The organism is Thermoactinomyces sp. CICC 10523 (assembly GCF_016055105.1).
Lineage (GTDB): Bacteria > Bacillota > Bacilli > Thermoactinomycetales > Thermoactinomycetaceae > Thermoactinomyces_A > Thermoactinomyces_A daqus.
Genome location: NZ_JAECVX010000016.1, coordinates 1 through 26,051 on the forward strand (window position 1 = coordinate 1; position 26,051 = coordinate 26,051).

A 26,051-nucleotide genomic window follows, 5' to 3' on the forward strand; every position below is an offset into this window, starting at 1 on the left:
AGCAATGTGTTCAGCTGACGGATACGAATCGGTCGAGGGCTTATCCTACTACTTCTCTTCCACTTGCAACCCTTATTCCAATCTTATTTTCAGGGTGTATCAAAGGATCACCTTGATGTAAAATAAAGCTTGACTATGTTGAAAGAAGATAATATAATAGTTACTGTCTTTCAATAGCTCACTTGTTATGTTCCTCAGTAGCTCAATGGTAGAGCACCCGGCTGTTAACCGGTAGGTTGCAGGTTCGAGTCCTGCCTGAGGAGCCAGAAATGCTTCCTTAGCTCAGTTGGCAGAGCGCTTCCATGGTAAGGAAGAGGTCACCAGTTCGAGCCTGGTAGGAAGCTCCATGAAACGGCCCGTTGGTGAAGCGGTTTAACACACCAGCCTTTCACGCTGGCATGCAGGGGTTCGAATCCCCTACGGGTCACCACAAAAGTGGACGCTTAGCTCAGCTGGGAGAGCATCTGCCTTACAAGCAGAGGGTCGGCGGTTCGATCCCGTCAGCGTCCACCATTTGATGCGGAGGGATACCAAAGTGGCCAACTGGGGCGGACTGTAAATCCGCTGGCATTGCCTTCGTAGGTTCGAATCCTACTCCCTCCACCATTCCTTAAGTGTTGGGGAATAGCCAAGCGGTAAGGCAACGGACTTTGACTCCGTGATGCGTAGGTTCGAATCCTACTTCCCCAGCCAATGTTTGAGCCATTAGCTCAGTTGGTAGAGCACCTGACTTTTAATCAGGGTGTCGAAGGTTCGAGTCCTTCATGGCTCACCATTATGCGGAAGTGGCTCAGGGGTAGAGCATCGCCTTGCCAAGGCGAGGGTCGCGGGTTCGAATCCCGTCTTCCGCTCCATTCCTTCTCTTAATACAAGGTGAAGGTTTTTTTCTTGCCAAATTTACGGCCCGTTGGTGAAGCGGTTTAACACACCAGCCTTTCACGCTGGCATGCAGGGGTTCGAATCCCCTACGGGTCACCAAAAGCGGACGCTTAGCTCAGCTGGGAGAGCATCTGCCTTACAAGCAGAGGGTCGGCGGTTCGATCCCGTCAGCGTCCACCAGATGGAGCTGTGGTGTAGAGGCCTAACATGCCTGCCTGTCACGCAGGAGATCGCGGGTTCGAATCCCGTCAGCTCCGCCATTATTTTGAGCCATTAGCTCAGTTGGTAGAGCACCTGACTTTTAATCAGGGTGTCGAAGGTTCGAGTCCTTCATGGCTCACCACATTATGCGGAAGTGGCTCAGGGGTAGAGCATCGCCTTGCCAAGGCGAGGGTCGCGGGTTCGAATCCCGTCTTCCGCTCCAGATGTGCGGGTGTAGTTCAATGGTAGAACATCGGCCTTCCAAGCCGAATGCGAGGGTTCGATTCCCTTCACCCGCTCCATGTTAATATTCCTCAGTAGCTCAATGGTAGAGCACCCGGCTGTTAACCGGTAGGTTGCAGGTTCGAGTCCTGCCTGAGGAGCCAGAAATGCTTCCTTAGCTCAGTTGGCAGAGCGCTTCCATGGTAAGGAAGAGGTCACCAGTTCGAGCCTGGTAGGAAGCTCCATGAAACGGCCCGTTGGTGAAGCGGTTTAACACACCAGCCTTTCACGCTGGCATGCAGGGGTTCGAATCCCCTACGGGTCACCATAAAAGCGGACGCTTAGCTCAGCTGGGAGAGCATCTGCCTTACAAGCAGAGGGTCGGCGGTTCGATCCCGTCAGCGTCCACCATTTGATGCGGAGGGATACCAAAGTGGCCAACTGGGGCGGACTGTAAATCCGCTGGCATTGCCTTCGTAGGTTCGAATCCTACTCCCTCCACCATTCCTTAAGTGTTGGGGAATAGCCAAGCGGTAAGGCAACGGACTTTGACTCCGTGATGCGTAGGTTCGAATCCTACTTCCCCAGCCAATGTTTGAGCCATTAGCTCAGTTGGTAGAGCACCTGACTTTTAATCAGGGTGTCGAAGGTTCGAGTCCTTCATGGCTCACCATATTATGCGGAAGTGGCTCAGGGGTAGAGCATCGCCTTGCCAAGGCGAGGGTCGCGGGTTCGAATCCCGTCTTCCGCTCCAACTTGAAAAAGAGGACTTCGTTGGATGAACTCAACGAAGTCCTCTTTTTTGTATGTCGTGCTGCAATCCGTTTTTTTATTTCGGGGAAGCCAGACAGGTACGAATCAATCTGCCCAAACAAAAACGATGAGAGAAATCGGGCAGGAAAGTACAGAATAAAGAAGACCGAGGGAGCATTTGCGTGACCGGAAACCCGAACCGTGTAATAAATCTCATAAGAAAAGATCAATCCCGAATATAACAGAAAGACGCCTGCATGACGGTTTTTTTTATTGTTGGAAGAAAAAGCATCGGTGAGCAGGATGGGTTACTCATTATGCAATCCCGGTCAGCGGAGATCAGGCGGATGAACATATTCTTGTTCCAAGGCAAAGATATGGGCTAATCCTACCGTGCAAGTGATTGGTCTTCACAGAAACTGACAATCTTGATCAAGAGGGAATGCGGAGAAACCAGTGAACGGATGCAGTTTCGTGAAATGCCGGGCAGCCGGTTTCGTCCGGAAAAGAGATCAATGAGAAATGCATTTGTCCTGTGCCATGGGTTGTTCCCGATCCGGCATTTTTTGGTGCGGGGCAAGATCACGGCTCATCAATTTTCTCCGATTATCCTGGATTCTATCAATCTATCTATTAAATTTTTAATAAGAATGGTGCACGATCATTAAAAATGTGCTACTTTATTCCTCTTATTTGAATAAATATACCAAAATAAGCAGATTATTTCCAAAATATTTCTGTAAGTAAATGAAATTCTGTGCTAAAATGAAAGCGCTTCGTTCATCAGATTGTTGATCATCCAATACCTTGTATTTCATACGCCTGTAGTTCGATAAAAAGGAGAATGGCTATGGAAAAGAAACCGATTACGATTATTGGCATGCCAATGGATCTCGGTCAAGGGCGCCGGGGAGTTGATATGGGTCCGAGTGCCATTCGCTATGCTTCAGCGCAAGCTTTGTTGCAAAAGCTTGGATATGAAGTGGAAGATTTGGGTGATTTGCACGTGCCCAGTCCCGAATCAAAGTCAGCGGGTGATCCAAAGTTAAAATATTTGAATGAAATCAGGGATGTCTGCGAAAAATTGGCTGAAACCGTCTCCGGGGTGATTGCGCGCGATCGTTTCCCGCTTGTGTTGGGCGGAGATCACAGTATGGCAATCGGAACAATAGCAGGTGCAGCAGCGCAGTATGAAAATATGGGGGTTATTTGGTATGATGCCCACGGGGATTTAAATACAGGGGAAACCTCTCCTTCAGGTAACATCCATGGAATGTCCCTGGCGGTCAGTCTTGGAATTGGTCATCCGGACCTGGTGAATATCGGCGGATTTGCCCCCAAGGTACGACCGGAACATACGGTGATTATCGGGGCTCGGGAGCTGGACCCGGGTGAGCGGGACTTGATCGGTCAGCTTGGGATCAAGGTGTTTACCATGCATGAAATCGATCGCCTCGGCATGGCGCGTGTGATGGAGGAAGCCATCGGGATCGTCTCCAATGGAACGGATGGCGTTCATTTAAGCCTGGATCTGGATGGGCTTGATCCGAAAGATGCTCCCGGAGTAGGAACACCGGTACCGGGCGGGGTTACTTACAGAGAGAGCCATCTGGCCATGGAGATGCTGGCAGAGGCAGGGATTGTGACATCCGCCGAATTTGTCGAAGTGAACCCGATTTTGGATCGGGAAAATCAGACAGCAAAAGTGGCAGTTGCCCTCATGGGATCTGTATTTGGACAAAAAGTGCTATAATCAGAGCCTGTCGCGTAACCTTCGATGGTTGCGCTTTTTTATGGATGCTTCGCTGTAACGGCTTAAAGAAGGAAAGGAAAAAAGTGTCGCTTTGTACTTCACCGCACATTATGGCATAATAAAAAAAGATCGAAAAATGAATGTTTATACATTAACCAAAATTTTTTTATTTAATTTATCAAATTTTATGCCTAAATTCTATTATTCAATTTTGAGCGACTCAGAGAAAGAAGGAGGGAAATGAGAAGCGATTGATTTTTAGGATGAAGCATCGTTCTTTTATCGATTGTAAAAGGGATGGTTGTGAAACTTTTAGCAAGAGCCGGGATCGTCTCCGCCTGCGTCCCGAGTGGGGATTCCCGCGACGGAAGCAAAGAGAGCTTCATGTTTTGGTGCATCCGGCCGCTTTTTTCCCAGCGGTTACCGGTTGCTGAAGTCTTGTGTAAATCTGAACATGAGCGATATGGCGGTTACCCGCAAGACCTAGCGTGCAATGAGTCAGGGGGGATCGGAGCAGTATCGACTTCTTTTGGTAAACAGAAAGGCCTTCGCTGATTGATGAACATAAAGGCTTTCTCATATGAAGGGGTGACGGAATGAATCCTTTAGCAAAACAGGCTTCAGCCAATGAGAATCCGTTAAGGCGGGATGTGCGCTTTCTCGGTCATATTCTGGGCGATGTTCTCGTGATGCAAGGAGGAAAAGAACTCCTCGACCGTGTCGAAAAAATTCGCGAACTGACCAAGCAGCTTCGCCGCTCCTATGATCCTGCCGTGCTGGACCAATGCAAATCGGAGATCCGTCAGCTATCGCCGCAGATGCGTCAGAATGTGATCCGTGCATTCGCCATCTACTTCCAGTTGGTCAATATTGCCGAGCAAAACCACAGGGTACGGCGGCATCGTTTTTATCGCCGGTCCGAGGCAGGAGTTGTTCAACCATTTTCGATTGAACATGCAGTTCAGGAGTTGAAAGAAAAAGGCATGACTGCGGAACAAGTGGAGAAAGCATTGCCGTTTCTCTCGCTTGAGCTGGTGATCACTGCCCACCCGACGGAAGCGATGAGGCGAACGACGCTCGATATCCATCACCGCATCGCCGAACTGATGATGAAACTGGATCATCCTTACACCACCGAAACAGAGCGGGAAGAGATCCGCAGAAATCTCTTGGGTGAAGTGACGGCTTTATGGCAAAGTGATGAATTGCGGAGACGGAAACCGACCGTGATGGATGAGGTTCGCAATGGGCTTTACTACATTGACGAAACGCTGTTTGAAGTTTTGCCCGTCGTTCATCAAGAGCTGACCCGCTGTTTAAACCGCATTTACCCCGAGAAGAAGTGGCAGGTTCCTTCCTTTTTGCGCTTTGGTTCCTGGATTGGCGGAGACCGTGACGGAAACCCTTCGGTTACACCGGACGTAACCTGGAATACGCTGGTGCTGCAAAGAAATTTGATCATACGAAAATACAAAGAAGCTTTGCAAAGCCTGATTAAAAAACTGAGTTATTCCACGCGGAGAGTGTCCATTTCCGATGCGCTTTGCGAGTCTCTGCTAAGGGATGAAGCAGAGGTGCAGCTGGAAGATGTCGGGCAGGGGAAATGGCGGAATGAGAACGAACCTTATCGCCGCAAGTGCACTTTTATGTTAGCCAGGTTACATCATACGCGTACCGGCAAAAAGGAGTTGGGGGCTTACCGGACAGCCGGAGAATTTATTCGCGATTTAACCTTGATTCAGGAAAGTCTGCGTTTGCATCATGCAGATGTCCTGGCCGATCATGATCTGGCCCATCTGATTCGCCAGGTGGAATTGTTCGGTTTTCATCTGCTCACCTTGGATATTCGCCAGCACAGCGCCGAACATGAAAAAGCGTTAACCGAAATATTGGGTAAATTGGGAATTGAGGAACGATATGATCGATTGCCGGAGCAGGAGAAAATCTCTTTACTGACCGAATTGTTGCAAGATCCGAGGCCTCTTACTTCCCCTTTTGCCAGCTACTCCCCGGATACGGAAAAATGTTTGGAGCTCTTTCGCATGATCGCCAGAGCAAAACAGGAATTTGGCGAAGAAGCGATCCGCAATTACTTGATCAGCATGACCCAGGGGACGAGCGACTTGCTCGAAGTGGTTTTGTTCGCGAAAGAAGTGGGACTGCACCGTTTGCACGGCGGCAAAGAATCAAGGCTCCATGCCGTTCCGCTCCTGGAAACCATTGACGACCTGCACCGGGCCGAAGAGATTATGGAAGCATATTTTCAGCATCCCGCCTTTATTCCCTTCTATCATGGAGAGCAGCCGGGGCAAGAAATTATGCTCGGGTATTCCGACAGCAACAAAGACGGGGGTGTGATTACTGCGAACTGGGAGTTGTATCAAGCCCAGCTGAGACTGAACCGCCTGGCGGAGAAGTATGGGCTGAGACTGAAATTTTTCCATGGTCGGGGAGGAGCATTGGGGCGCGGTGGCGGACCTTTGCATCGCAATATCCTGGCAAATCCCGATTCCGCTTTGCTGGGGGGCATCAAGATCACGGAACAGGGGGAAGTGCTTTCGTCCCGTTATTCGCTGAGGCCGATTGCACTCCGGAGTTTGGAACAGGCAACGGCGTCTTTGCTCCTTTCGACCACGACCGCAGTGACGAATGGACATCATGAACTTGATCCGGCATGGGAGAAGGCGATTGAGGAAGTGTCAGGATACGCATTGGAACAATATCAGCAACTCGTCTTTGGCGATGCTGACTTCCTTGGCTTCTTCAACGATGTGACCCCGCTTCCGGAGATAGGGGAACTGAAAATCGGCTCTCGTCCCGCCAGACGCAAAAACAGTCAACAATTTGAAGATCTGAGGGCGATCCCCTGGGTGTTTGCGTGGACGCAGACGCGTTACCTCTTCCCGGCCTGGTTCGCTGCCGGAACGGGACTGGGAAAATATCTCGAGCGAAACGGGGAGAAGGGATTGCGCCTTTTGCGCGAGATGTATCAAATGTGGCCGTTTTTCCATTCCCTGATCGACAATTTGCAGATGGCTCTGGCAAAAGCCGATTTGGTTATCGCCCGTGAGTACACGTCGCTGGCTAAAGATTCAGCGGCCGGAGAGCGGCTGTTTAAACTGATTGAAAAAGAATTTATGCTTACGCGCGAAAAAGTGCTCGCGATTTCGGAACAGGAGGAATTGCTGGATCGTGTGCCTGTCATTCAGGAATCGATTCGCCTGCGTAATCCTTACGTTGATCCTCTTAGCTTTATCCAGGTCTTTTTGCTTGCCAAACGGAGAAAAGAAGAAAATGATCAAACCCTGGCCGATTCCCTTTTGGAAGAAGTGCTGCTGACGATTAACGGGATCGCCGCCGGGCTCAGAAATACGGGTTAAAAAGCGCAGAATGTTTCCTGCCTGCTCATTTGGGGCAGGTTCTTTTTTGTGTGGGATTTTATTGCGGGGGCGGGTTACGGACACCTGTGCTCCTCATTTTCCGCGGCAGCCGGTTAGGGGGTTTCCCATCCGCTGCGATATAATGGAAGAATAACGGGTGATGGAATGCATCGCAGCAATGATGTAGCATAATAATGGGGAACTGAATGGATGGAGGGGACGCATGCAGTCTTTGTTGGAGATTCGCAGTTACTTGAATGATATTATTGATATATTGATCGTCAGCTATATAATCTATCATCTGTTAAAACTTTTGCGTGGTACCAGAGCCGTTCAACTTTTAAAAGGACTTACCGTTCTGATCATCATCTGGTTGATCAGCAACGTATTTCATCTTCGCACACTGGAATGGCTGATTCAAAACCTGTTTTCCGTCGGTGTCATTGCGGTGATCATCATTTTTCAGCCGGAGTTGCGCCGCGCATTGGAGCAACTGGGAAGAGGCGGTTTTTTCGGACGGAGTGTCCAGGCGGAAGATCAGATCGTCACCAGTGTGGTCAGCGATATAGCCAAAGCGGTTTCAACTCTGGCCAAGCAGCATACGGGAGCCCTGATCGTAATTGAAAGGCAGACAGGGCTGTCTGATTATATAGAATCGGGAACGTTGCTGGAAGCGAAGTTAAGCCCGGAATTGATTCGCAATATCTTCATTCCCAAAGGTCCTTTGCACGACGGGGCGGTTATCATTCGCCGGGATCAGCTGATGGCGGCGGGGTGTTATCTGCCTTTGAGCGAAAGCCCTTATATCAGCAGGGAATTGGGGACGCGCCATCGTGCCGGGATCGGCATTTCCGAAATGTCCGATGCGGTTACTGTGATCGTCTCTGAAGAAACGGGCCAGATCTCGCTGGCGGTGCATGGGCGTCTGGAGCGAAACCTGAGTGAAGAAACGCTGGTATCCCGGTTATATGAAGAATTGAAGCCGCCGGAGAAATTTGCGGTTGTATTTTGGTCGCGCAAGGAGAAAGAAGGGAAGAGGACGGATGAATAAATGGCTTCAAAATGACTGGATTTTGCGGATCATTTCGTTGGCTTTGGCCATCCTGCTATGGTCGGCTGTAACCGACACCTCCCTCTCTTCATCTTCAAGCGATACGCATATTCGGGAAGCAACGGTCCAAGTGAAGTACGATGACGAACACTACGATCTGGTCGGAAAACCCCCAAAAGTGGAATTGATCGTAGAAGGCAACCAAGCCTTCTTCGGGCATTTTTCGACGAATTATCGCCTTTATGTCGATGCACGGCGTGTTGGGGCGGGAACACATCAGTTACCGGTTCAGGTGAAAGGATTGCCGTATCCTGTCGATGCCCGGGTGGAGCCGGCGCGGATCGATGTGACCCTGGTTCCCAAGCTGCAAAAGGAGATGCATGTGGAACCGGAATTGATCGGAAGCGTCCCGGACGGCTTTAAAGCGGGGACTCCCGTGATCAATCCGGACAAAGTATTGGTAAAAGGAACGGAAGCGGAACTGAAAAAGGTAACTTCTGTCAAAGCGATTGTCAATTTGAATAATAAGAAGAAATCAGTGAATCAAGTCATTGTACTCCAAGCATACGGTGAAAACGGACCTTTATCCAACGTCGAAATTGAGCCGAAAACCGCAGTGGTGCAGGTTCCGATCAGCATTCCCGGCAAGACCGTGCCTCTTTCAATCGAACCGGGGAAAGCGCCGCCCCCCGAATACGCCGTAGCCGGGATCGATACCAATGTGGATCAGATTACCGTGTACGGACCGATGTCATATCTGAATCATTTACAATTTTATGCAGGTCCCCAGCCTGATTTATCGGACATAACGGAAGACACAACGTTGGTGATGCTGGTTCCGGTTCATAGTCCGGCCATAAAAGTGGAACCCAAAGAAATAAAAATCTATGTTAAAATGATTCCTGCTGAGACAAAAGTGATCAAGAACGTTCCATTGGAAGTAACAGGATTAAATGGAGGGGTGAATGCCCGGATCCTTTCACCGTCCGATGCGAAATTGAATATCACTCTTTCAGGAGCACCCAAACAGATCGACCAGCTTGGTGCAGCAGATGTACGGGCACTGGTGGATGTTTCAAATCTGTCCGCTGGAGTCCATGATGTGCCAATCCGGTTTGTTCTTCCTTCCTACGTGCAGGTCGTGGGTCAAGATAAGTTAAAAGCAAAGATCCAAATTTTAGGGTAACGGATTTGTTGGTTGCTTACATGAGGAGGAGAAAATGTATGGGTAAGTACTTTGGAACCGATGGAGTACGGGGAGTGGCAAATGAGACCTTAACACCGGAATTAGCCTTCCGTTTGGGGCGGTGCGGCGCTTATGTACTGACGAAAGAGAAAGAACGGCCGAAAATCGTTGTGGGTAGGGATACGCGCCTCTCCGGTGAATTGCTTGAATCCGCGCTGATCGCAGGAATCATGTCAATCGGATGCGACGTCATCCGTTTGGGGATCGTGACCACTCCGGGTGTCGCTTTCCTGACACAACACCTGGAAGCCGATGCGGGCGTGATGATTTCTGCATCTCATAACCCTTTTCCGGATAACGGCATTAAATTTTTCGGTGCGGACGGATATAAACTGTTGGATGAAACCGAAGCGGAAATCGAGGCGCTGATGGATGAAAAGGAAGATCGGCTGCCACGTCCGGTCGGAGATAAAGTCGGCCGGGTGACTGACCAGCCGGATGCGGTTTCCGCCTATCTCGATCACCTCAAAAATACGATTGATACGGATCTGTGTGGAATGCATATCGTGGTGGACGGGGCAAACGGGGCTGCATATGAACTGGCTCCGCTGTTGCTCCGGGATTTGGGTGCAGATGTAACGGCGATCAATGTCAATCCGGACGGAGTGAATATTAACGTAGAGTGCGGCTCGACTCATCCCGAGCGGCTTCAGAAAGAAGTTCTGAAAAAACAGGCCCATCTGGGATTAGCCTTTGACGGAGACGCTGACCGCCTGATCGCTGTCGATGAAAAAGGAAATCTGGTGGATGGGGATCAAATTCTGTGCATATGCGGTTCCTATTTAAAAGAAAAAGAGAAATTGAAAGAAAATACGATTGTGAGTACCGTCATGAGTAATATCGGTTTTTATAAAGCGATGGATGAGCTGGAGATCCGGACGGAAAAAACCAAAGTGGGCGACCGCTATGTGATGGAAAAAATGAGAGAGGGCGGTTATAACCTGGGCGGTGAACAATCAGGCCATATTATTTTCCTTGATTACAATACCACCGGAGATGGAATGTTGACCGCCGTTCAGCTCCTACGCGTGGTCAAGGAAAAAGGGCAAACCCTGTCCGGCCTGGCGTCGATGATGCGAAAATATCCTCAATTGCTCGTGAATGTGAAGGTAAAAGACAAGGCGGGTTGGGATCAAAACGAAGCGATTCGCCAAAAAATTGCCGAAGTGGAAAATGCGCTCGGCAGTGACGGGCGAGTTCTGGTTCGCCCGTCGGGAACTGAACCGCTCATCCGCGTGATGGCTGAAGGACCGGACGAAGAGGCGCTCCGGGAATATGTCGGCCGCATTGCGGATGAAGTGAAAAAGCAACTCGCCTGAGATGTGCCGACACCGACACATTATTTTAACATTTGCCGTATAAGAAGGGGGATGTAGGGTTTCGCCTTTCCCCCTGGCCCTTTTTTGATCGGACTGCTTTACATTTTTGTTATTTTTGAATAATATAATCCCATAGGCGAAGTAAAAACATCGCCTTCTTCATTTTTTGGGAGGTGAAGAAGCGAAAAGGGAGAAGCAGAGGTTTGGAAAAGTTGTCGAAAAGCGCCAGGACTGCGGTGTGAACGGAGACTCCGCAGTTGACGAGGTGGAGGAGTATCGAAAAGATCGGCGGATACCTCCCGGCTTTGCGCCAGAGCCGAGGAATCGCTGTTCAAACCGGTGAGGCGACTCATCGAACAAAAACAGCGATATGGCGTGAATGAGCAGACAGAAAAAATAATAAAAAGAAACGAATCAGATCAACCTTTTTGTTGAGCGGATGTTTTTGCTGAAGAAAAGGGAGGGCATGAGAAGAAAGATCCGGTTTAAACAAAATTGTTGTTTTGTCAAACACTACCTGGCTTACACATTCTCACTCAAAAAACTGAATAGGGAAGCTGAGTGTTTTACGGCACTTTGCGTTTGGCAAACAGACAATAATCAACCTGTCTCCTGAATCTTCGATCCGTGCTCAGCAAAAAGGGATAAATTTAGGGGGTTTTCATAACTATGTGCGGAATCGTAGGTTACATCGGAGCCAAACAGGCGCAAAATATTCTGCTGGAAGGGCTCAGCAAGCTGGAATACCGTGGGTATGACTCGGCCGGACTGGCTGTTTACAACGGAGAAACGATCAGCGTTAACAAAGCGCAAGGGCGCTTGTCCAACCTCGAGGAGAAACTGGCCGTCCGCTCCTTGCCGGGAGTGCTCGGAATTGGTCATACCCGCTGGGCGACACACGGGAAACCATCTGATGAAAATGCCCATCCCCATGTGGACAGCACGGGACGGTTTGCAGTTGTTCACAACGGGATTATTGAGAACTACATCCAGCTGAAGGAAGAGTTGATGGCCAAAGGCCATACTTTCCAATCGGAGACCGATACCGAAGTCGTGGCCAAACTGATCGGAGACCTGTGGAACGGAGATTTGGTTTCGACGGTACAGGCAACGGTATCCCGACTGGAAGGCGCGTTTGCGCTCGGTGTAATCAGTGAGAACGAACCGGATAAGCTGGTTGCGGTTCGTTATGCCAGCCCGCTGGTCGTCGGAATCGGCCAGGGAGAGAATTTCATCGCTTCGGATATTCCGGCCATTCTCAAGCATACCCGCGAAGTCTACATCCTCGAAGACGGGGAAATGGCCGTTTTGACCAAAGACCAAGTGAAGCTGATGAAAGTTGACGGAACCCCGGTTGAACGTGAGCCGATGCATGTTTCCTGGGATATTGAAACGGCGGAAAAAGGCGGCTATGACCATTTCATGCTGAAAGAGATCCATGAACAACCAAAAGCGATCCGCGATACACTGGCAAGCCGGATCAAAGATGGTTTGGTCGATCTTTCAAACGAAGTGGCTCTCAGCCCGGAAGCGATCCGTAACATCGAAAAGATCCACTTTGTGGCCTGCGGAACAGCTTATCACGCCGGACTGGTCGGCAAATACGTGCTCGAGGATTTGGCCCGCATTCCGGTTGAGTGCGATGTGGCTTCGGAGTATCGTTACCGTGATCCGATCATTACGGATAAAACATTGGTTGTGGTCATCAGCCAATCGGGTGAAACAGCGGATACGCTTGCTGCCCTCCGCGAAGCAAAGAAACAAGGGGCCCGCGTGCTGGCGATTACCAACGTGGTCGGATCGAGCGTGGCGCGTGAAGCCGATGATGTAATCATCACCTGGGCAGGACCGGAGATCGCTGTTGCCTCGACCAAAGCCTATACGTCGCAGCTGATCGCCATCTACCTGTTGGGCCTCTACTTTGCACAGGTGCGCGGTCATAAAAGCGAAGCGGAATTGAAAGAGATCATCAGCCATTTGGGACAACTTGCCGGGCTGGCGGAACAAGTTTTGGAGTATGAAGGGAAGATTGCCGAATTTGCCCGTTCCATCGCTGACAACGAGCATCTCTTCTTCCTGGGCCGCGGTTTGGATTATGCTGTCGCGCTCGAGGGTTCGCTCAAGCTGAAAGAGATTTCCTATATCCACTCCGAGGCTTATGCCGCCGGGGAGTTGAAGCACGGAACCTTGGCTTTGATTGAAGAGAATATTCCGGTCGTCGCCCTTGCCACCCAATCGTCTGTTTTTGATAAAATGGTGAGCAACATTCAGGAAGTAAAAGCGCGGGGCGCCAAAGTACTCGGTTTTGCCGTTGAAGGGGACAGTGAGTTGCAAAAATCGGTGGATGAAGTAATCACCATTCCAAAAACCATCGACTTGCTCGCTCCGGTTCTCACCGTGATCCCGCTCCAGCTCTTCGCTTATTATGCCTGCATCCAACGCGGGTATGACGTGGATAAACCGCGCAATCTGGCGAAAAGCGTAACCGTGGAATAAAATGTTTGACCATAAACTCCATTGACTGGCTGACATTTTGTTTGGCCGGCCGGTGGAGTTTTTTCTTTATTAACACGAAGAATGCCGTTTACAAACCCTTAAGGAGTCCCGCCGCAACAAGCGAATGGTTGCGACAGGATTTTTCTGTTTACGGATGTGCGGACAAGTTTCGGATTATCCCGGCCAGCGAGACGATGGCTTCATGCAACTGATCGGGAGAGGCGTAGGCATAGGAAAGCCGGATATTCCGGGTTGCGCCTGGATCGTACATATTGCCGGGATTGAGCAGAATGTCCTTTTTCAGTGCCTTTTCAAAAACCTCGCGCATGGGAAGCGGGGAAAGGAGATGCAGCCAAATATAAAAACCGCCTTTGGGAACGGTCCAGGCGGCCAGATCGGAAAAAGAAGCATGCAAGGCTTCGACTGCCGCGGCTCTCCGCTTTCTCAGTTCTGCCCGAACCCGCTTCAGATGCTGTTCATGGAGCCCGCTGGACAGCCATCTGGCCACCACCCACTGCGACAGGGAACTGGAGCCGTAATCCGTCTGCATTTTGATATCGGCCAATCGTTCGATAACCGGTTCCGGGCCGACCACCCAACCGATTCTCAAGCCCGGACTCAAGGTTTTGGACATGCTGCCGAGATAGAGGACGAGCCCGTTTTTGTCGATTGCTTTCAGGGGAGGAGGGGGCGGTTCGTCCAGCCACAGATCGCGGTATACATCATCCTCAATAAGCGGTAAACGCTCCTGTTCACAGATGCGCAGCAGGTCTCTGCGCCTTTGTTCCGACATCAGGATGCCCGTCGGATTGTGAAAGGACGGGATCGTGTAAAGCAATGAAGCATTTTGCCGCTTTTTCAGCACGGGAATGTATTTGATCTGCACCCCCTCCTGATCCAACGGGAGGCCGGATAACCGCATCCCGGCTGACTGGAAGACATGAAGCGAATAGAGATATGAAGGTTTTTCCAGCAGAATCGCAGAGCCCCGCTTCAACAGGCCGAGCGCGATCAGTTGCAAGGCCTGCAAGGCACCGGACACGATCAAGATGGAGGAAGGGGAAGCATCGATTCCGATCCTTTTAAGATGCTTGCTCAGTTGCTCCCTGAGCAGGGGCAGTCCTTTCGGCTCTTCATAGCCAAGTGAATCAATTTGATCCGGCAGCCGGGACAAAACGGTTTTCAGCATGTCACGGGGAAAGAAGTCGGGAGAGAGCTCCCCTGTTCCCAGGCGGATGATGTGCGGGTGGAATTCCGCCCGGTTGATTTCCTGAATGGTCGGCAAATTGGGGGGATGGATTCCGGCATCAACGTAGGCGTTCCAATCAGGCGGACGGGTAGAGTGCATCAGGGACCATGTATTGTTAATGATCCGTGTTCCGCTTCCGCTGTTTCCTTCCAACAGCCCTTCCGCCATTAAGTCGGCTGTGGCGGCAACAATGGTGCTCCGGTTTACCTTCCAGACTTTTGCCAAATAACGTTGCGGCGGAATTTTGCTGCCAACCGGCCACTCGCCATTTTTGATCTTTTCCCTGATGTATTCCCTGATCTGGATATAGAGAGGAACAGGGGATGATTTGTCGGGTTTCCAATGGGTATCAATCATGGTTGTGATCCATCCTTTTACTTTTCTGTGTCAAATCGCGTTGGATGCCGGGCATGGCCAGAAGAGGCACCACTTCCTCACCGGTTTTGCTCTGACTTCTCCTTCAGGTTTCTGCTGACAGGGGATGGACGATTCTGTTTTTGTTAATTGTACAACTTGGTTGGGTTGGAATCCATCCAATTGGCGGGCGACAGGATGCAAAATCTTTTGTACGATGGAACCATATTTTTCCGGAGGGATTTTGATGATTTCTGCATTTTTACATGGATTGATTCTTGCCTTTGGACTGATATTGCCGCTCGGTGCGCAAAACGTTTTTGTTTTTAACCAAGGGGCCTTTCATCGGCGTTTTCGTCAGGCCTTGCCGACCGTCCTGACCGCCGCGTTGTGCGATACCCTGTTGATTACATTGGCGGTGCTCGGGATTTCTCTGGTGATTTTGGGATCATCATGGATCAAAACGGTTCTCCTTGGCATGGGGGTTTTGTTTTTGCTGTACATGGGATGGAATACCTGGAAGGTGACGCCCGGAGCTGACGGCGGCCTTGACCATCCGCGGGAGACCTTCCCCGCCCGGAAGCAAATTGCGTTTGCAGCGTCTGCTTCCCTGCTTAATCCCCATGCGATCATGGATACGACGATGGTGCTCGGGACAAGCTCTTTGCAGTACGCCGGGATGGAAAAAGCGGCTTTTGCCGTTGCCACGGTACTTGTTTCATGGTTCTGGTTTTTCGGATTGGCCCTGGCGGGGCGCTTTCTGGGGGAACTGGACAGCTCAGGGCGGATCATGATGATTTTGCAGAAGATTTCAGCTTTGGTGATGTGGGGGGCAGCGGTTTATCTTGGATTCTCTTTATGGTGAAAAGAAAAAACCGGTTTCCAGCCAGATGTTTAGCCGGTTACCGGTTTAGGGAATAATTATTTTAATTCGGTTTTTAACATATTCCAGGTGGCAGGATCCTCTGCACCGATATACCATTCGGTAATGCCGCCGATGTGAGGATTGCCTTGCTTGATCGTTTCAATTTTCCGTTGCCAGCTTATCGCATCTTGGTAGTAGCCTGTGTATTTCACCCCGTTGGATGTATAGGTAAAGGTCGGCTCCCCGTTCTTGTCGCGTACGACTTTGGCATGGTTGGTTTTGATCAGATTTTGTGCCTGGCTGTAAGAGAGTGAGGAGCGTTTACCGTCAGAGGTCCACAGGTAACCGTAGGAAGGCAAACCGAAATAAATTTTTTCCGAGGGTACCTGGGTATTGGCGTATTTGACAATATCGCTGATCCAATCGAGCGGAGCACCCGGTCCCGGGCTGTTCATGCTGTAGTTATAGGTCATGATCACCAATTCATCCGCAGCTTTGCCGAGACGTTGCCAGTCTTGGGAGATTGGGCCGTCCCAGCCGCCATAGGATGTTTTGGGATAAACGGAGACCAGCACTTTTTTGTTTTTCTGGTGCATTTTCTGTGCCAATACTTCCACGAACGCCGAGAAATTGTCGCGGTCGCTTCCCCGGATCACTTCCAGGTCCAGATCAATGCCGTCATAATTGTTTTTAAGAGTGAAGGCCAGGAGTTTATCGGCTAATTGGCTCCGTTTCTCCGGTGTATTGATGAGATTATGGAGTTCATCTTCCGCTTTGTTCACATCGCTCCAACCGTCGGTATTGGCGACGGTGGCATAAATTTTTGTGCCTTTTTTGCGGGCGAGAGCCAAAGTGTTTGGATCAGGAGCTTTGGCATATTGCATATAGCCCACATCTCCGTTCGCCTGTAATTCGTACATAAACAGGTTGATGGAATCGAGCGATTGTGAAGACAAAATCTGATTTCCGGAGTTGGTGCTCCAGAACGGGAACCATGCCGTTGTCTCTATGCCATCCGTTTGCTCCGGCTTTGAAGGAGCAGGATTGGAAGGTTCAGACGGATTGGATGTGTCGCCGTCATTTGCCGGCGGGGTTTGCGTCGAACCGTTGGATGGTTGTTGGTTGTCCGTTCCGGGTTGTTGCGGTTTTTCAACCGGTTTATCTCCTGGTTGCTGTTGGTTTTGCTCTTTGCCCGGCGCCGGTGATGCCGGTTTCGTTGTGGGTGCAGATTGGTTTACATGCTGGCTGTCACCCGTTTTCGGTGTGGTTGGCGCTGTGTTGCCGGTAGCCGGACTTGTGCTGTTATCGGTATGATGGGAGGCCGCATTGCCGTTTGCCGAGCTCCCGGAATGAGAAGCACCGGAATTGTTGATCTCATTCGGATTTACCTGTGGAACGTTATGATGGGTCAAGATGTTTTCCACATACTGACTCTCTTTTTTCGGCAACGGTTTAATATCCGTCACTTCAGTTACATCTGCCACATCGTTGGATGAGGCTGAATCATCTTGGATGGTCTCATGTTGCACATGGGCTGTAGGGGCTTTCGCTTTCGGTGCAGCTGTTTCTTGGCTGCAGCCGGACGTGAGCAAAACCCCGCCGCTGACAAGCACCAAGGCTGCGGTCGCGTTGATCAGCATCGCCTTTTTTTGCCAAAAGGCTTCAAGTCGCGAAAACTTTGTTTTCTCCATAGTCTCTCCCCTCTGATGGATGACGTTAATTTCTTTGTCAAAGCTAATAAAATACGATTTTCTTCCGCAATAGGATTTTATATATTTTTGTACTAGAATTAAAGATTAACAGAAGAAGTTTCTAACTATTTTCACAAATGAAGGGGATAATTGGTTGTTTCCCTGTTTATGGGAGTTTTGTTTGAAACAACGGGGAATTGAAGCAGGCGGATGGTCGGAAACGATCTGCGGAAAGAAGAGAATCTCTTTGGGAGATTAGTAGTCTGAATGATCTGGCAACGGGGACAAGCGGCGTCGTGGAGCGATTTTCGGCGGAAGAAATCAAGGTGCATGATAAAAGAGGGAATTGTGCAAAAACCGAATTGCTGAAATGGATATGTGTGGTTGACCGGCCTGATTGGCGGGATGCCCTTTTTTGTAACCGCTTTCTGTTTGGGCAAGGGCAACTGCCGTTCTCCGTGATGTGGAGCGTGATGCGATGATCCACGGCTGAGGGCGAAATGGTGTCCAATGGTTGATGATCTCCCGGCACTGACCGCCTGGTTTTGCCGGCGTGCATCTTCCGCGATTCTGGTGCAGGGAAAAAACCGGCAGAGGAGGCGGGAGGTGTCGTCACTGATTTTTATGGCAATCCATTGCCGCCGGGGGGGTGAAGCAGTGTTATCGCCATCCATCCCGCGCTACAACGCGAACAATCCTGTTGAACCGGGTAAACCTTTTCACGCACGCAGGAACAGCCATTTGGCGGCCATGCGTCTTGCTTCGAACTCAAGTGCATGTTCCTTTTCGGAGAGAGGGAAGTTATGTTCCCTGACACAGGCTTGGCAGGCCCACATTTCCGTGCCATCGGGCTGTTCCACCACATGGATTTCCCAAGGCCAAACCTGATTTTCACATTGTTCGCAATAACTCTTTGTATGATAAATCTCTTCCAGATTCGCTTTCTTTTTCAACTGATCATGGATTTGTTTCGCTTTTTCGCGAATTCGTCGTTTGCGCTTTTCCATCGGGGTTCCCTCCTTTTGCTTCTTTTCATTATAAAGGATAAATCAAAAATGAATACAACCTGTTCTGCCGGCGGCGTCCTTTACCTTACGGTGATTTCCTTGCTAGCAAATATTTCCCTTGTTGATCTTTTGACTTTTTACTATACTAAAGGACGTATGGAACAAGTGCATAGTCACCCTCATCGATCCTACGGTGAGGTAGAGGTCGCGGCTTTTAAGAGTAATTTGTGCGAGGTTCGGAGATTGACTGATGACTGCAAATGAAAGGAAAAGCCGCCGAAATCCGGTTGCCGGCTCCGGGCGTCCGGGTTGGGGCTGTGTCCGAACAGGTGCAGCACTGTCACGTTTTCTTTCCCGGGAAACGTGGTGCGCTATCTTGCGGGGGTAGAGTGTGGGTTCACTCAAACCGTCCGTTCAATACGAGAGCATTGGGACGGTTTTTTTATTGCCCAAGCCACCTCGCGATCAAATAATGAAAGGTGTTTGATTTTATGAGTCAACAAAACCGGTCACCAGAACTTAAACGAGGGCTGAAGGCAAGACATCTGTCCATGATTGCAATTGGCGGTTCGATTGGCACGGGAGTGTTCCTGGCCAGCGGGGCTTCGATTTCGGAGGCGGGGCCGGGTGGAGCGCTTGTCGCCTATCTCGCCATTGGGATCATGGTCTATTTCCTGATGACCAGCTTGGGGGAAATGGCGACGTTTATGCCTGTTGCGGGGTCATTCAGCACCTATGCCGGAAGGTTTGTCGATCCGGCGCTGGGATTTGCCATGGGATGGAATTACTGGTATAACTGGGCGATTACCATTGCTGTTGAGCTGTCGGCGGGCTCATTGATTATGGATTATTGGTTTCCGCATTCGCCGTCCATTTTGTGGAGCGCCCTTTTCCTCCTGCTGATGTTTGGATTGAACGCATTGTCCGTAAAGGGATACGGGGAATCGGAATATTGGTTTTCTTTTATTAAAGTGGCAACGGTTATCATTTTTATCGTGATCGGTTTATTGATGATCTTCGGGATTATGGGCGGAGAAGCGATCGGCTTTAAAAACTTCACGATCAACGACGCTCCCTTCCATCATGGGTGGCTCGGGATTTTAAGCGTATTTATGATCGCCGGATTTTCCTTCCAGGGGACGGAGCTGGTCGGTGTGGCCGCCGGAGAGAGTGAAAACCCGCGGAAAAATGTTCCCAAAGCCATCCGTCAGGTCTTTTGGCGAATCTTGTTGTTTTATGCATTGGCGATTTTAGTGATGGGACTTGTTCTTCCTTATACCAATCCGAATTTGGTCGGCGGTGACGTAAACCAAATCGCCAAAAGCCCGTTTACGATCATTTTTGAAAAAGCCGGATTGGCTTTTGCCGCCTCGGTGATGAACGCGGTGATCCTGACATCCGTGCTGTCCGCAGGCAACTCGGGAATGTATGCTTCGACGCGGATGCTCTGGCAAATGGCCAAAGAAGGGAAAGCGCCGAAACTCTTTGCCAAAGTAAACCGTCGGGGTGTTCCGGTTTTCGCGTTGCTTCTGACGACAGCAGTCGGGGCTGTTGCCTTTCTGGCTTCGCTGGTCGGTCAGGGGAAAATTTACATCTGGCTGCTGAACGCTTCCGGGCTGTCCGGGTTTATCGCCTGGCTGGGAATTGCGATCAGCCACTACCGCTTTCGCCGGGCTTATGTTGCGCAGGGGCGTGATCTGAACCACTTGGTTTACCGGGCGAAATGGTTCCCGTTCGGCCCGCTCTTCGCGCTCGTTTTATGCGTGATCGTGATTGTCGGGCAAAATTACCAGGCTTTTACCGGAAATACGATTGACTGGAACGGCATTTTAGTCTCGTATATCGGCCTTCCGCTGTTTATCCTGCTGTGGCTCGGCTATAAATGGGTGAAAAAAACAAAAGTGATTCCTTTAAAAGAAGTGGATTTGGAATCGAATGGGGAGTGAAATCGGAAAACGGCAAGTCGACATCGTGCGACCTGCCGTTTTCTTTTGCATTGGGCGTTAAATTTTGGTGGTGACGAAGAAAATAAGCACAACCATGCAGAGAAGGGAGATGTTGAGTACCATGATGTAGCGTTTTAAAAGGGATTTTGCCTTCTCCGGCTCGTTTTCCGCAGCCTGAACCTGGTTCAGCGTTTTTCTTCCGTAGAAAACGATGTAAAGGATATAAACAATGACAAACAGGCTGCCGAACCGCTCTTTTACCATCAGCCACAGCGCTTCGTTATGTAAGGTCAACTGTACATACAGAAGATACATTCCGCTGATGAGCACCAACAGGGCCGTCGGGACAAACATGGTCAGGTTCCACCGCTGGGCGCGGCTGATTGCCCGGGCCATCGTTCCGCCTTCATTGGAACGGATGGCATCCCGGAGGACCATGGCCATTAAGGAAATGCCGCCGAACCAGGAGGCGATGAGCAATACATGGACAAAGAGAACCAGGGAATATGCATTCATCAATCGTCGCTCCTTTTACGTGATCGCCACATAATAGCGGGCAAGTTCAGGGCGTCCGGGGTCACCGCTGCGACCGCCATGGGCGTGTTTAAAATGATCGCTTTCAATCCAGGCCAGAAAATCTTCCTTTGAAGCAAAAACAGTTTCGGCAATGACATGAGATCCGTCCTCCGCCTCCAGCAAACGGAAGGAAACAAATCCGGGAACGCGTGTCATCGATTGCGGAGCGTTGGCAAAACGCTCTTTCAGGGTTTGCAGATGTTCCGGCGAAGTAATTTCAATCCGGTTGTTTACTTGGTACATGGAAGATCCTCCCAGCATGATCAGATGGGTAAAGCCAATTCTATTCCATACTATATCACGTTTTCTTTGAATGAAAACGTTTGTAAGGGAATCAGCAAATGAAAAGAGGATGATTCGGTTCTTTCCGAATATTTTTATTCGCTTCCTCTCACTAGCAGGTGCTCCGTTTCGTTTTTCAAAAACTGATACCAACGATGGCGAAAGCGGACTTGGACGCCGTCAGATGGCACATGGGCTTCCATTCGCAAAGCTTCCGGGATGGGACGGGGATGCTGGCCTTCCACTATTAATTGATCTTCCTTTAAAACGCGAAGGCCAAAATGAGATAAATATTTTCCGATGAAGGGAACCCGTTTGGCAAAGGTCCGCCCGATCTGGCTGAAAATCACCGTGGTTTCGTGATCCAGCGGAGTGAATGTGGCAAATGTGAACATTTTGGTTTCGTTTTTTCCCAAGTATTGAATCCATTGGTTTGGAAAACGGTAATGAAAGCGATTGGTTCCTTTTTGAAAATGGATGTCATCTTTTTCCGCTTGAAAGGAGAGATCATTGATCTCGGGAGACAGGCCTTTTCCGATGGTTTGTTTGTGAACAAAAGCGAGATGCGCCACATCCAGTACGCTTTCCACCACTCTTGTCAAATGGGCCTTCCACACCATTTGGTAAGGACTGTAGACAAACTGCGGCTCCTCTAAAATCGGAAAGAGGTGTAAATCCGGCGCTTTCGTTGAAGAATCAGGATAAATCCAAATCATGCCGGCTTTTTCTTGTACAGGGAACGACTGGATGTGCGCAAAGTCGGGAATGTCCCGTTCGGGATGGGCGGGAATCTTCCGGCATCTCCCATCTCCGCTGAATTCCCACCCGTGATACGGGCATTGCACACAGCCATTGATTACTTTTCCCGTTGACAGATCAGCGCCACGGTGGGAGCAATACGCTTGAACGGCCTGGATTTGTCCTTCCTTATTGCGAAACAGAACAAAATCGATATTTGCCACTTTTCGTTTAATCGGTTTTTCTTTGCATTCGCTTGACCAGGCAATGGCATACCACGCCTTGGGCACTACCGATGTGTCGGAAGGTAATGTGGGTTGGGTGGGTTTTGACACTTTTCATCTCTCCCTTTCTCTTGAAGTTCGACGGAATGATGGTACAGTCTGTTCAACATGTCGATCAGCATGGCTCTTTCTTCGCTGCTCAGGACGGAAAATAATTCGTCGGTGAACTCCTGGGAAATCTCCCAAGATTGCCATAAAGTTTCCCGACCGCGATCGGTAATATAAACATGGTGTGCGCGTCGATCGGAAGGATGCGGTTTTTTGGAAACCAGGCCTTTCGACTTTAAGGCATTGACCAAACTGACCATCGTCGCTTTATCGATTCCCAAGTAATCGCTTAATCTCGCCTGAACGAGCGGACCTTTTTCATTTAAGATCGCCAGCACGCTTAACTGGGTGTCATCCACCCCGAGAGGCAGCAGCTTCTGATGAAAAAGCTTTCTTCCAATTGCCGCGAAACGGCCAAAGTTAAAGCCGAGCGAATTCGTCAAGAGATCGGGCAGGGTTTCCTTTGTCAACTCATCTCACCCCTTCGGAAGTCGATGTGTCATCAAGAATATTATCATAAAAAATGTTTGTACAACAAACGTTTTTGTAAAAAACAATTTTTGCACCGAATCAGCTCTGCGGAAAAGGATAAAGCAGGGCAGTTTCCCGTGGTATACTGGTAATAATCTGAAAGCAGGATGTGAAATGAGTGATCAGAGGCATTGGAACTGATTTGGTGGAATTGGAGCGAATAGAAGAGATCGGCGTTCACCGGCTTGCCAGACGGATTCTGACTGAACGCGAACGTACGTTGAAGCCGGAACAACCGGGGCGGGAACTGGAATATATCGCCGGACGATTTGCCGCCAAAGAGGCGGTGGCCAAAGCGCTTGGCACCGGGATCGGCGGGAATTGCTCCTTTTTGGATATCGAGATTCTCAATGATCATAAGGGCAAACCCTGCGTTTTTCTTTCCGAATCTGCTTTCGCAGCCATCTTTGCCGATAAGGAGATTGCCGTACATTTGTCCATTTCGCACAGCCGGCAATATGCGATGGCGATGGCGGTGATTGAGGAAGTTGTGCTCTAGGGGTTTCCGGCAATTGAATCATAACTCTTTTTGGGTGGACATACATATATAACGCGGTTAGGAGGGACAAACGTGTATCTGGTAACCGCCAGGGAAATGCGCGAACTGGATCGCTACACCATTGAGGAGATCGGCCTGCCGGGGATCGTGTTGATGGAGAATGCCGGCAGAGCGGTCGCGGAAGAGATTTTCCTTCGCTTTCCAAAGCCGAAAACGGCCACCGTGCTTGCCGGGGCAGGAAATAACGGCGGGGACGGTTGGGTGGTGGCCCGCCATCTGCTCGATCGCGGCTGGAAGGTGCATATGTGGTTTATAGGTTCGAAAGAAAAAATGTCAGCGGATGCCGGCGTTTTTTATCAGGTTTGCTGTCGCTATGCTCCGGTGTGGCATTATTCGGACGGGCAAAAAGAGAGATTGTTCCGTCACTTGGCTGAAGCAACCGTCGTCGTCGATGCCTTGCTTGGAACAGGAACGCGCGGGGGACTCCGGCCGCCGATGGACGAGGTGGTTCGCCGGCTGAATCAAACACCGTCTCCGTTTGTGGTGTCCGTTGATCTCCCTTCCGGTGTCGATGCCGATACGGGAGCGATTGAAAATGAAGCTGTGCGGGCCGATTTGACGGTCACATTCCAGTATCCGAAATGGGGTCATTATTTACGTCCGGGAGCAAACGTGCGCGGGAAGCTGAAAGTGGCGGAGATCGGGATTTTTTCCGGTCATGAGAAAACAGAAAGGGAACCGCGGGCGCGACTGAATACTCCCTGTTTGTGGCAGGAGTATGCACAGCCGAGACAGGAATGGGCGCACAAGGGAACCTATGGGCATTTACACGTGATCGGCGGGGCCGGGGGAATGCTCGGAGCCGTGGTGATGGCGGGTGAAGCGGCCTATCGCATGGGGGCCGGTTATGTCACCTTAACAGTGCCGGAATCGGAACGGCTGGCATTGGCGGCCAAAGTGACACAGCAGCTGATCTGGAGCTGGCCGGGGCAGGAAGTTTTCGACGCAGGCAGCGCAGACGTTTGGAAGGAGAAGCGAGAGCGCTTTTCCGCAGTGGCGGTTGGTCCGGGGCTGGGCCGGTTTGCCGGTGAAGAACAATGGCTTGGCCAGCTGATGGAGGAAGTGGAGGTACCTCTCGTTTTGGATGCAGATGCCTTGAATATTCTGGCAGCGCATCCTTCCTTATTCCGGTGGAGAAAAAAGGGAGCCGTCACGATTTTGACCCCGCATCCGGGAGAAATGGCTCGCCTGATCGGTTCCTCCACAGCAGAAGTCGAAGTCCAGCGTCATCAAGTGGCCCGGCAATTGGCACTGAAAACAGATATGTTTGTCGTTTTAAAAGGGAGATATACCGTAATTGCTTTTCCGGATGGCAAGCAGGTACTGAACCCCACCGGAAGCCCTGCTCTGGCCAAAGCAGGTTCAGGCGACCTTTTGACCGGAATGATCGGTTCTCTGCTCGCCCAGCGCATTCCTGCTGAAAAAGCGGTGCCGATGGCCGTTTATTTGCATGGGAAAGCGGGGGAAATCGCCGGGCCTTCCTCTCATGGTGTAATGGTTGATGACCTGCTCCGGGCGATAGCCCGGGTGAGATCGACGACTGTCCCTTACTAGCCGACACATTTCCCGGGAAATTGACGAAAGGGCGGATTTGAATGTGTCGGAAGATCTGGATCTTTGTCCTGCTCGGGCTTTTGATCCTGCCGCTCGCCGGATGCGGGACGAAAGATGCCAAAGATGTGGTCAGCGATTTATCAAAGCGCTCCGAGGATCTCGAGTCTTATATCAGCCATGGAAAAATGGCGATTTTATCAGGGCAGGAACCACAGGAATACGATGTGGAAGTATGGTATAAAAAGCCCGGGTATTACCGTGTGGCCCTTCGGAATTTGAAGAAAAATACCGCGCAGATTTTGTTGAGAAATGATGAGGGTGTGTACGTTTTATCGCCAAGTTTGAAAAAGAGCTTCCGCTTTCAAAGCGATTGGCCGTATACGGGCGGGCAAATCTATATTTACCAAACGCTGTTGCAAAGCATTGTCGATGACCAGGGCCGCCAGTTTCAGGCCGGGAAAAATGATTACCGCTTTGAAGTTGTCGCCAAATATCCGTTTAACAAGCAGGCGGTCAAACAGAGGATCTGGTTGGACCATGATCTGAACCCCAAGAAAGTGGATGTGCTGGATCAAGAAAATGACCTGTTGATGACGGTCAGCTTTGACCGGTTTAAGCCCGATGCTCATTTTGACAAAGATGCTTTCGATACGCAGCGCAATTTACAGCCGATGCCGTCCCAGTCAAAACAGGCATTGGCAGCAGTAAAACAGGAGAAGCAGGATATATCCTCCGTGATTCCTGGTTATGTTCCTGATGGAATCCGGCTGGCGAATGAGCAGACCATTCAAACACCCAATGGTCCGGTGGCCGTTTTACGGTTTAAAGGCGAGAAATCCTTTACCCTGACGGAACGCCGTACTCAGGAGATTGCTGCCAGTCTGCCGATCATGGGGAAACCGGTCGATTTGGTGCAGACCGTAGGAGTACTTTTGGAAATGGGCGATCGGAAACGGCTCACCTGGACGTACGATGGGGTCGACTATGAGCTGCTGGGAGATCTGGCAGAATCGGAAATGATTAAAATCGCCAATTCCCTGTACGACCAGCCGGCAAAATAAAGGATC

General features: G+C 50.3%; 19 protein-coding genes, 22 tRNA genes and 1 riboswitch. Of the genes, 34 read left to right on the forward strand and 7 right to left on the reverse strand.

Going from position 1 to position 26,051, the window contains the following annotated elements; all coding sequences use genetic code 11:
* Nucleotides 1–191: 191 nt before the first annotated feature.
* The 28 genes from I8U19_RS15500 (at nucleotide 192) to glmS (ending at nucleotide 13,300) form a co-directional block, all read left to right on the forward strand.
* Nucleotides 192–266 (forward strand) — tRNA-Asn (locus I8U19_RS15500).
* A 5-nt stretch (nucleotides 267–271) separates the two neighbouring features.
* Nucleotides 272–347 (forward strand) — tRNA-Thr (locus tag I8U19_RS15505).
* Between the two features lie 6 nt (nucleotides 348–353).
* Nucleotides 354–430: transfer RNA gene (locus tag I8U19_RS15510), tRNA-Glu, on the forward strand.
* A gap of 7 nt (nucleotides 431–437) precedes the next feature.
* Nucleotides 438–513, forward strand: a tRNA-Val gene (locus tag I8U19_RS15515).
* Between the two features lie 8 nt (nucleotides 514–521).
* A tRNA-Tyr gene (locus I8U19_RS15520) sits at nucleotides 522–606 on the forward strand.
* Between the two features lie 12 nt (nucleotides 607–618).
* Nucleotides 619–693, forward strand: a tRNA-Gln gene (locus tag I8U19_RS15525).
* Between the two features lie 6 nt (nucleotides 694–699).
* Nucleotides 700–775 (forward strand) — tRNA-Lys (locus tag I8U19_RS15530).
* A gap of 4 nt (nucleotides 776–779) precedes the next feature.
* Nucleotides 780–854 (forward strand) — tRNA-Gly (locus tag I8U19_RS15535).
* A gap of 47 nt (nucleotides 855–901) precedes the next feature.
* Nucleotides 902–978: transfer RNA gene (locus I8U19_RS15540), tRNA-Glu, on the forward strand.
* A gap of 5 nt (nucleotides 979–983) precedes the next feature.
* Nucleotides 984–1,059 (forward strand) — tRNA-Val (locus I8U19_RS15545).
* A gap of 3 nt (nucleotides 1,060–1,062) precedes the next feature.
* Nucleotides 1,063–1,139: transfer RNA gene (locus tag I8U19_RS15550), tRNA-Asp, on the forward strand.
* 7 nt (nucleotides 1,140–1,146) lie between these two features.
* Nucleotides 1,147–1,222, forward strand: a tRNA-Lys gene (locus I8U19_RS15555).
* A gap of 6 nt (nucleotides 1,223–1,228) precedes the next feature.
* Nucleotides 1,229–1,303: transfer RNA gene (locus I8U19_RS15560), tRNA-Gly, on the forward strand.
* Between the two features lie 5 nt (nucleotides 1,304–1,308).
* Nucleotides 1,309–1,382, forward strand: a tRNA-Gly gene (locus tag I8U19_RS15565).
* A 9-nt stretch (nucleotides 1,383–1,391) separates the two neighbouring features.
* A tRNA-Asn gene (locus tag I8U19_RS15570) sits at nucleotides 1,392–1,466 on the forward strand.
* A 5-nt stretch (nucleotides 1,467–1,471) separates the two neighbouring features.
* Nucleotides 1,472–1,547, forward strand: a tRNA-Thr gene (locus I8U19_RS15575).
* A gap of 6 nt (nucleotides 1,548–1,553) precedes the next feature.
* A tRNA-Glu gene (locus I8U19_RS15580) sits at nucleotides 1,554–1,630 on the forward strand.
* Nucleotides 1,631–1,637: 7 nt separating this feature from the next.
* Nucleotides 1,638–1,713: transfer RNA gene (locus I8U19_RS15585), tRNA-Val, on the forward strand.
* An 8-nt stretch (nucleotides 1,714–1,721) separates the two neighbouring features.
* Nucleotides 1,722–1,806, forward strand: a tRNA-Tyr gene (locus I8U19_RS15590).
* A gap of 12 nt (nucleotides 1,807–1,818) precedes the next feature.
* A tRNA-Gln gene (locus I8U19_RS15595) sits at nucleotides 1,819–1,893 on the forward strand.
* A 6-nt stretch (nucleotides 1,894–1,899) separates the two neighbouring features.
* Nucleotides 1,900–1,975, forward strand: a tRNA-Lys gene (locus tag I8U19_RS15600).
* 6 nt (nucleotides 1,976–1,981) lie between these two features.
* Nucleotides 1,982–2,056: transfer RNA gene (locus tag I8U19_RS15605), tRNA-Gly, on the forward strand.
* 849 nt (nucleotides 2,057–2,905) lie between these two features.
* Nucleotides 2,906–3,808, forward strand: coding sequence for an arginase (gene rocF, locus I8U19_RS15610; protein ID WP_033101993.1), 903 nt, complete (start codon nucleotides 2,906–2,908; stop codon nucleotides 3,806–3,808).
* A 596-nt stretch (nucleotides 3,809–4,404) separates the two neighbouring features.
* On the forward strand, nucleotides 4,405–7,188 hold the full coding sequence (gene ppc / locus I8U19_RS15615; RefSeq protein ID WP_198056435.1) for a phosphoenolpyruvate carboxylase: 2,784 nt from the start codon (nucleotides 4,405–4,407) through the stop codon (nucleotides 7,186–7,188).
* A 223-nt stretch (nucleotides 7,189–7,411) separates the two neighbouring features.
* Entirely contained in the window at nucleotides 7,412–8,239 is an 828-nt protein-coding gene (gene cdaA / locus I8U19_RS15620) for a diadenylate cyclase CdaA (RefSeq protein ID WP_033101991.1), read from the forward strand.
* Entirely contained in the window at nucleotides 8,232–9,425 is a 1,194-nt protein-coding gene (locus tag I8U19_RS15625; protein ID WP_198056436.1) for a CdaR family protein, read from the forward strand. Before cdaA ends, I8U19_RS15625 begins: the two co-directional genes overlap by 8 nt.
* 38 nt (nucleotides 9,426–9,463) lie before the next feature.
* Nucleotides 9,464–10,804, forward strand: coding sequence for a phosphoglucosamine mutase (glmM, locus tag I8U19_RS15630; RefSeq protein WP_198056437.1), 1,341 nt, complete (start codon nucleotides 9,464–9,466; stop codon nucleotides 10,802–10,804).
* Between the two features lie 669 nt (nucleotides 10,805–11,473).
* On the forward strand, nucleotides 11,474–13,300 hold the full coding sequence (gene glmS, locus I8U19_RS15635; protein WP_198056438.1) for a glutamine--fructose-6-phosphate transaminase (isomerizing): 1,827 nt from the start codon (nucleotides 11,474–11,476) through the stop codon (nucleotides 13,298–13,300).
* Between the two features lie 148 nt (nucleotides 13,301–13,448).
* Here the strand turns inward: glmS and I8U19_RS15640 are convergent, their stop codons facing one another.
* Nucleotides 13,449–14,906, reverse strand: coding sequence for an aminotransferase-like domain-containing protein (locus I8U19_RS15640; RefSeq protein ID WP_198056439.1), 1,458 nt, complete (start codon nucleotides 14,904–14,906; stop codon nucleotides 13,449–13,451).
* A 244-nt stretch (nucleotides 14,907–15,150) separates the two neighbouring features.
* Between I8U19_RS15640 and I8U19_RS15645 the strand changes: the two genes are divergently transcribed.
* A complete protein-coding gene (locus tag I8U19_RS15645; protein ID WP_198056440.1) occupies nucleotides 15,151–15,768 on the forward strand; it encodes a LysE/ArgO family amino acid transporter in 618 nt (205 codons plus the stop codon).
* Between the two features lie 56 nt (nucleotides 15,769–15,824).
* On the opposite strand, the gene I8U19_RS15650 is transcribed toward I8U19_RS15645, so the two are convergent.
* Nucleotides 15,825–17,459: a glycosyl hydrolase family 18 protein gene (locus I8U19_RS15650; RefSeq protein WP_198056441.1), complete on the reverse strand. Its 1,635-nt coding sequence runs from the start codon at nucleotides 17,457–17,459 to the stop codon at nucleotides 15,825–15,827.
* 197 nt (nucleotides 17,460–17,656) lie between these two features.
* On the opposite strand from I8U19_RS15650, the gene I8U19_RS15655 reads away from it, so the two are divergent.
* The gene (locus I8U19_RS15655; protein WP_198056442.1) at nucleotides 17,657–17,941 is read left to right on the forward strand and encodes a hypothetical protein; all 285 of its coding nucleotides are present in this window, start codon (nucleotides 17,657–17,659) and stop codon (nucleotides 17,939–17,941) included.
* A gap of 237 nt (nucleotides 17,942–18,178) precedes the next feature.
* On the opposite strand, the gene I8U19_RS15660 is transcribed toward I8U19_RS15655, so the two are convergent.
* The gene (locus I8U19_RS15660) at nucleotides 18,179–18,466 is read right to left on the reverse strand and encodes a hypothetical protein (protein ID WP_033101985.1); all 288 of its coding nucleotides are present in this window, start codon (nucleotides 18,464–18,466) and stop codon (nucleotides 18,179–18,181) included.
* Nucleotides 18,467–18,657: 191 nt separating this feature from the next.
* A riboswitch (Lysine riboswitch) is annotated at nucleotides 18,658–18,848 on the forward strand.
* Between the two features lie 109 nt (nucleotides 18,849–18,957).
* On the opposite strand from I8U19_RS15660, the gene I8U19_RS15665 reads away from it, so the two are divergent.
* Nucleotides 18,958–20,412, forward strand: a complete 1,455-nt coding sequence (locus tag I8U19_RS15665; protein WP_033101984.1) for an amino acid permease — start codon at nucleotides 18,958–18,960, stop codon at nucleotides 20,410–20,412.
* A gap of 57 nt (nucleotides 20,413–20,469) precedes the next feature.
* Here I8U19_RS15665 and I8U19_RS15670 read toward each other — a convergent pair whose 3' ends face one another.
* The 4 genes from I8U19_RS15670 to I8U19_RS15685 form a co-directional block, all read right to left on the reverse strand.
* Nucleotides 20,470–20,928 carry a hypothetical protein gene (locus I8U19_RS15670; protein WP_033101983.1) on the reverse strand — a complete coding sequence of 153 codons (459 nt, stop codon included), beginning with the start codon at nucleotides 20,926–20,928 and terminating at the stop codon, nucleotides 20,470–20,472.
* Nucleotides 20,929–20,943: 15 nt separating this feature from the next.
* Nucleotides 20,944–21,231, reverse strand: coding sequence for an antibiotic biosynthesis monooxygenase family protein (locus tag I8U19_RS15675; protein WP_033101982.1), 288 nt, complete (start codon nucleotides 21,229–21,231; stop codon nucleotides 20,944–20,946).
* Between the two features lie 134 nt (nucleotides 21,232–21,365).
* Complete coding sequence (locus tag I8U19_RS15680) at nucleotides 21,366–22,343, reverse strand: Rieske 2Fe-2S domain-containing protein (protein WP_198056443.1); 978 nt, start codon at nucleotides 22,341–22,343, stop codon at nucleotides 21,366–21,368.
* Nucleotides 22,298–22,810: a MarR family winged helix-turn-helix transcriptional regulator gene (locus I8U19_RS15685; protein WP_198056444.1), complete on the reverse strand. Its 513-nt coding sequence runs from the start codon at nucleotides 22,808–22,810 to the stop codon at nucleotides 22,298–22,300. Before I8U19_RS15685 ends, I8U19_RS15680 begins: the two co-directional genes overlap by 46 nt.
* Before the next feature lie 179 nt (nucleotides 22,811–22,989).
* Here I8U19_RS15685 and acpS point away from each other — a divergent pair, with 179 nt between their 5' ends.
* From acpS to I8U19_RS15700, 3 genes are all read left to right on the forward strand, one after another.
* Entirely contained in the window at nucleotides 22,990–23,370 is a 381-nt protein-coding gene (acpS, locus tag I8U19_RS15690; RefSeq protein ID WP_033101980.1) for a holo-ACP synthase, read from the forward strand.
* Nucleotides 23,371–23,442: 72 nt separating this feature from the next.
* The gene (locus tag I8U19_RS15695) at nucleotides 23,443–24,984 is read left to right on the forward strand and encodes an NAD(P)H-hydrate dehydratase (RefSeq protein ID WP_198056445.1); all 1,542 of its coding nucleotides are present in this window, start codon (nucleotides 23,443–23,445) and stop codon (nucleotides 24,982–24,984) included.
* 41 nt (nucleotides 24,985–25,025) lie between these two features.
* Nucleotides 25,026–26,045, forward strand: coding sequence for an outer membrane lipoprotein-sorting protein (locus tag I8U19_RS15700; RefSeq protein WP_198056446.1), 1,020 nt, complete (start codon nucleotides 25,026–25,028; stop codon nucleotides 26,043–26,045).
* Nucleotides 26,046–26,051: the final 6 nt, after the last annotated feature.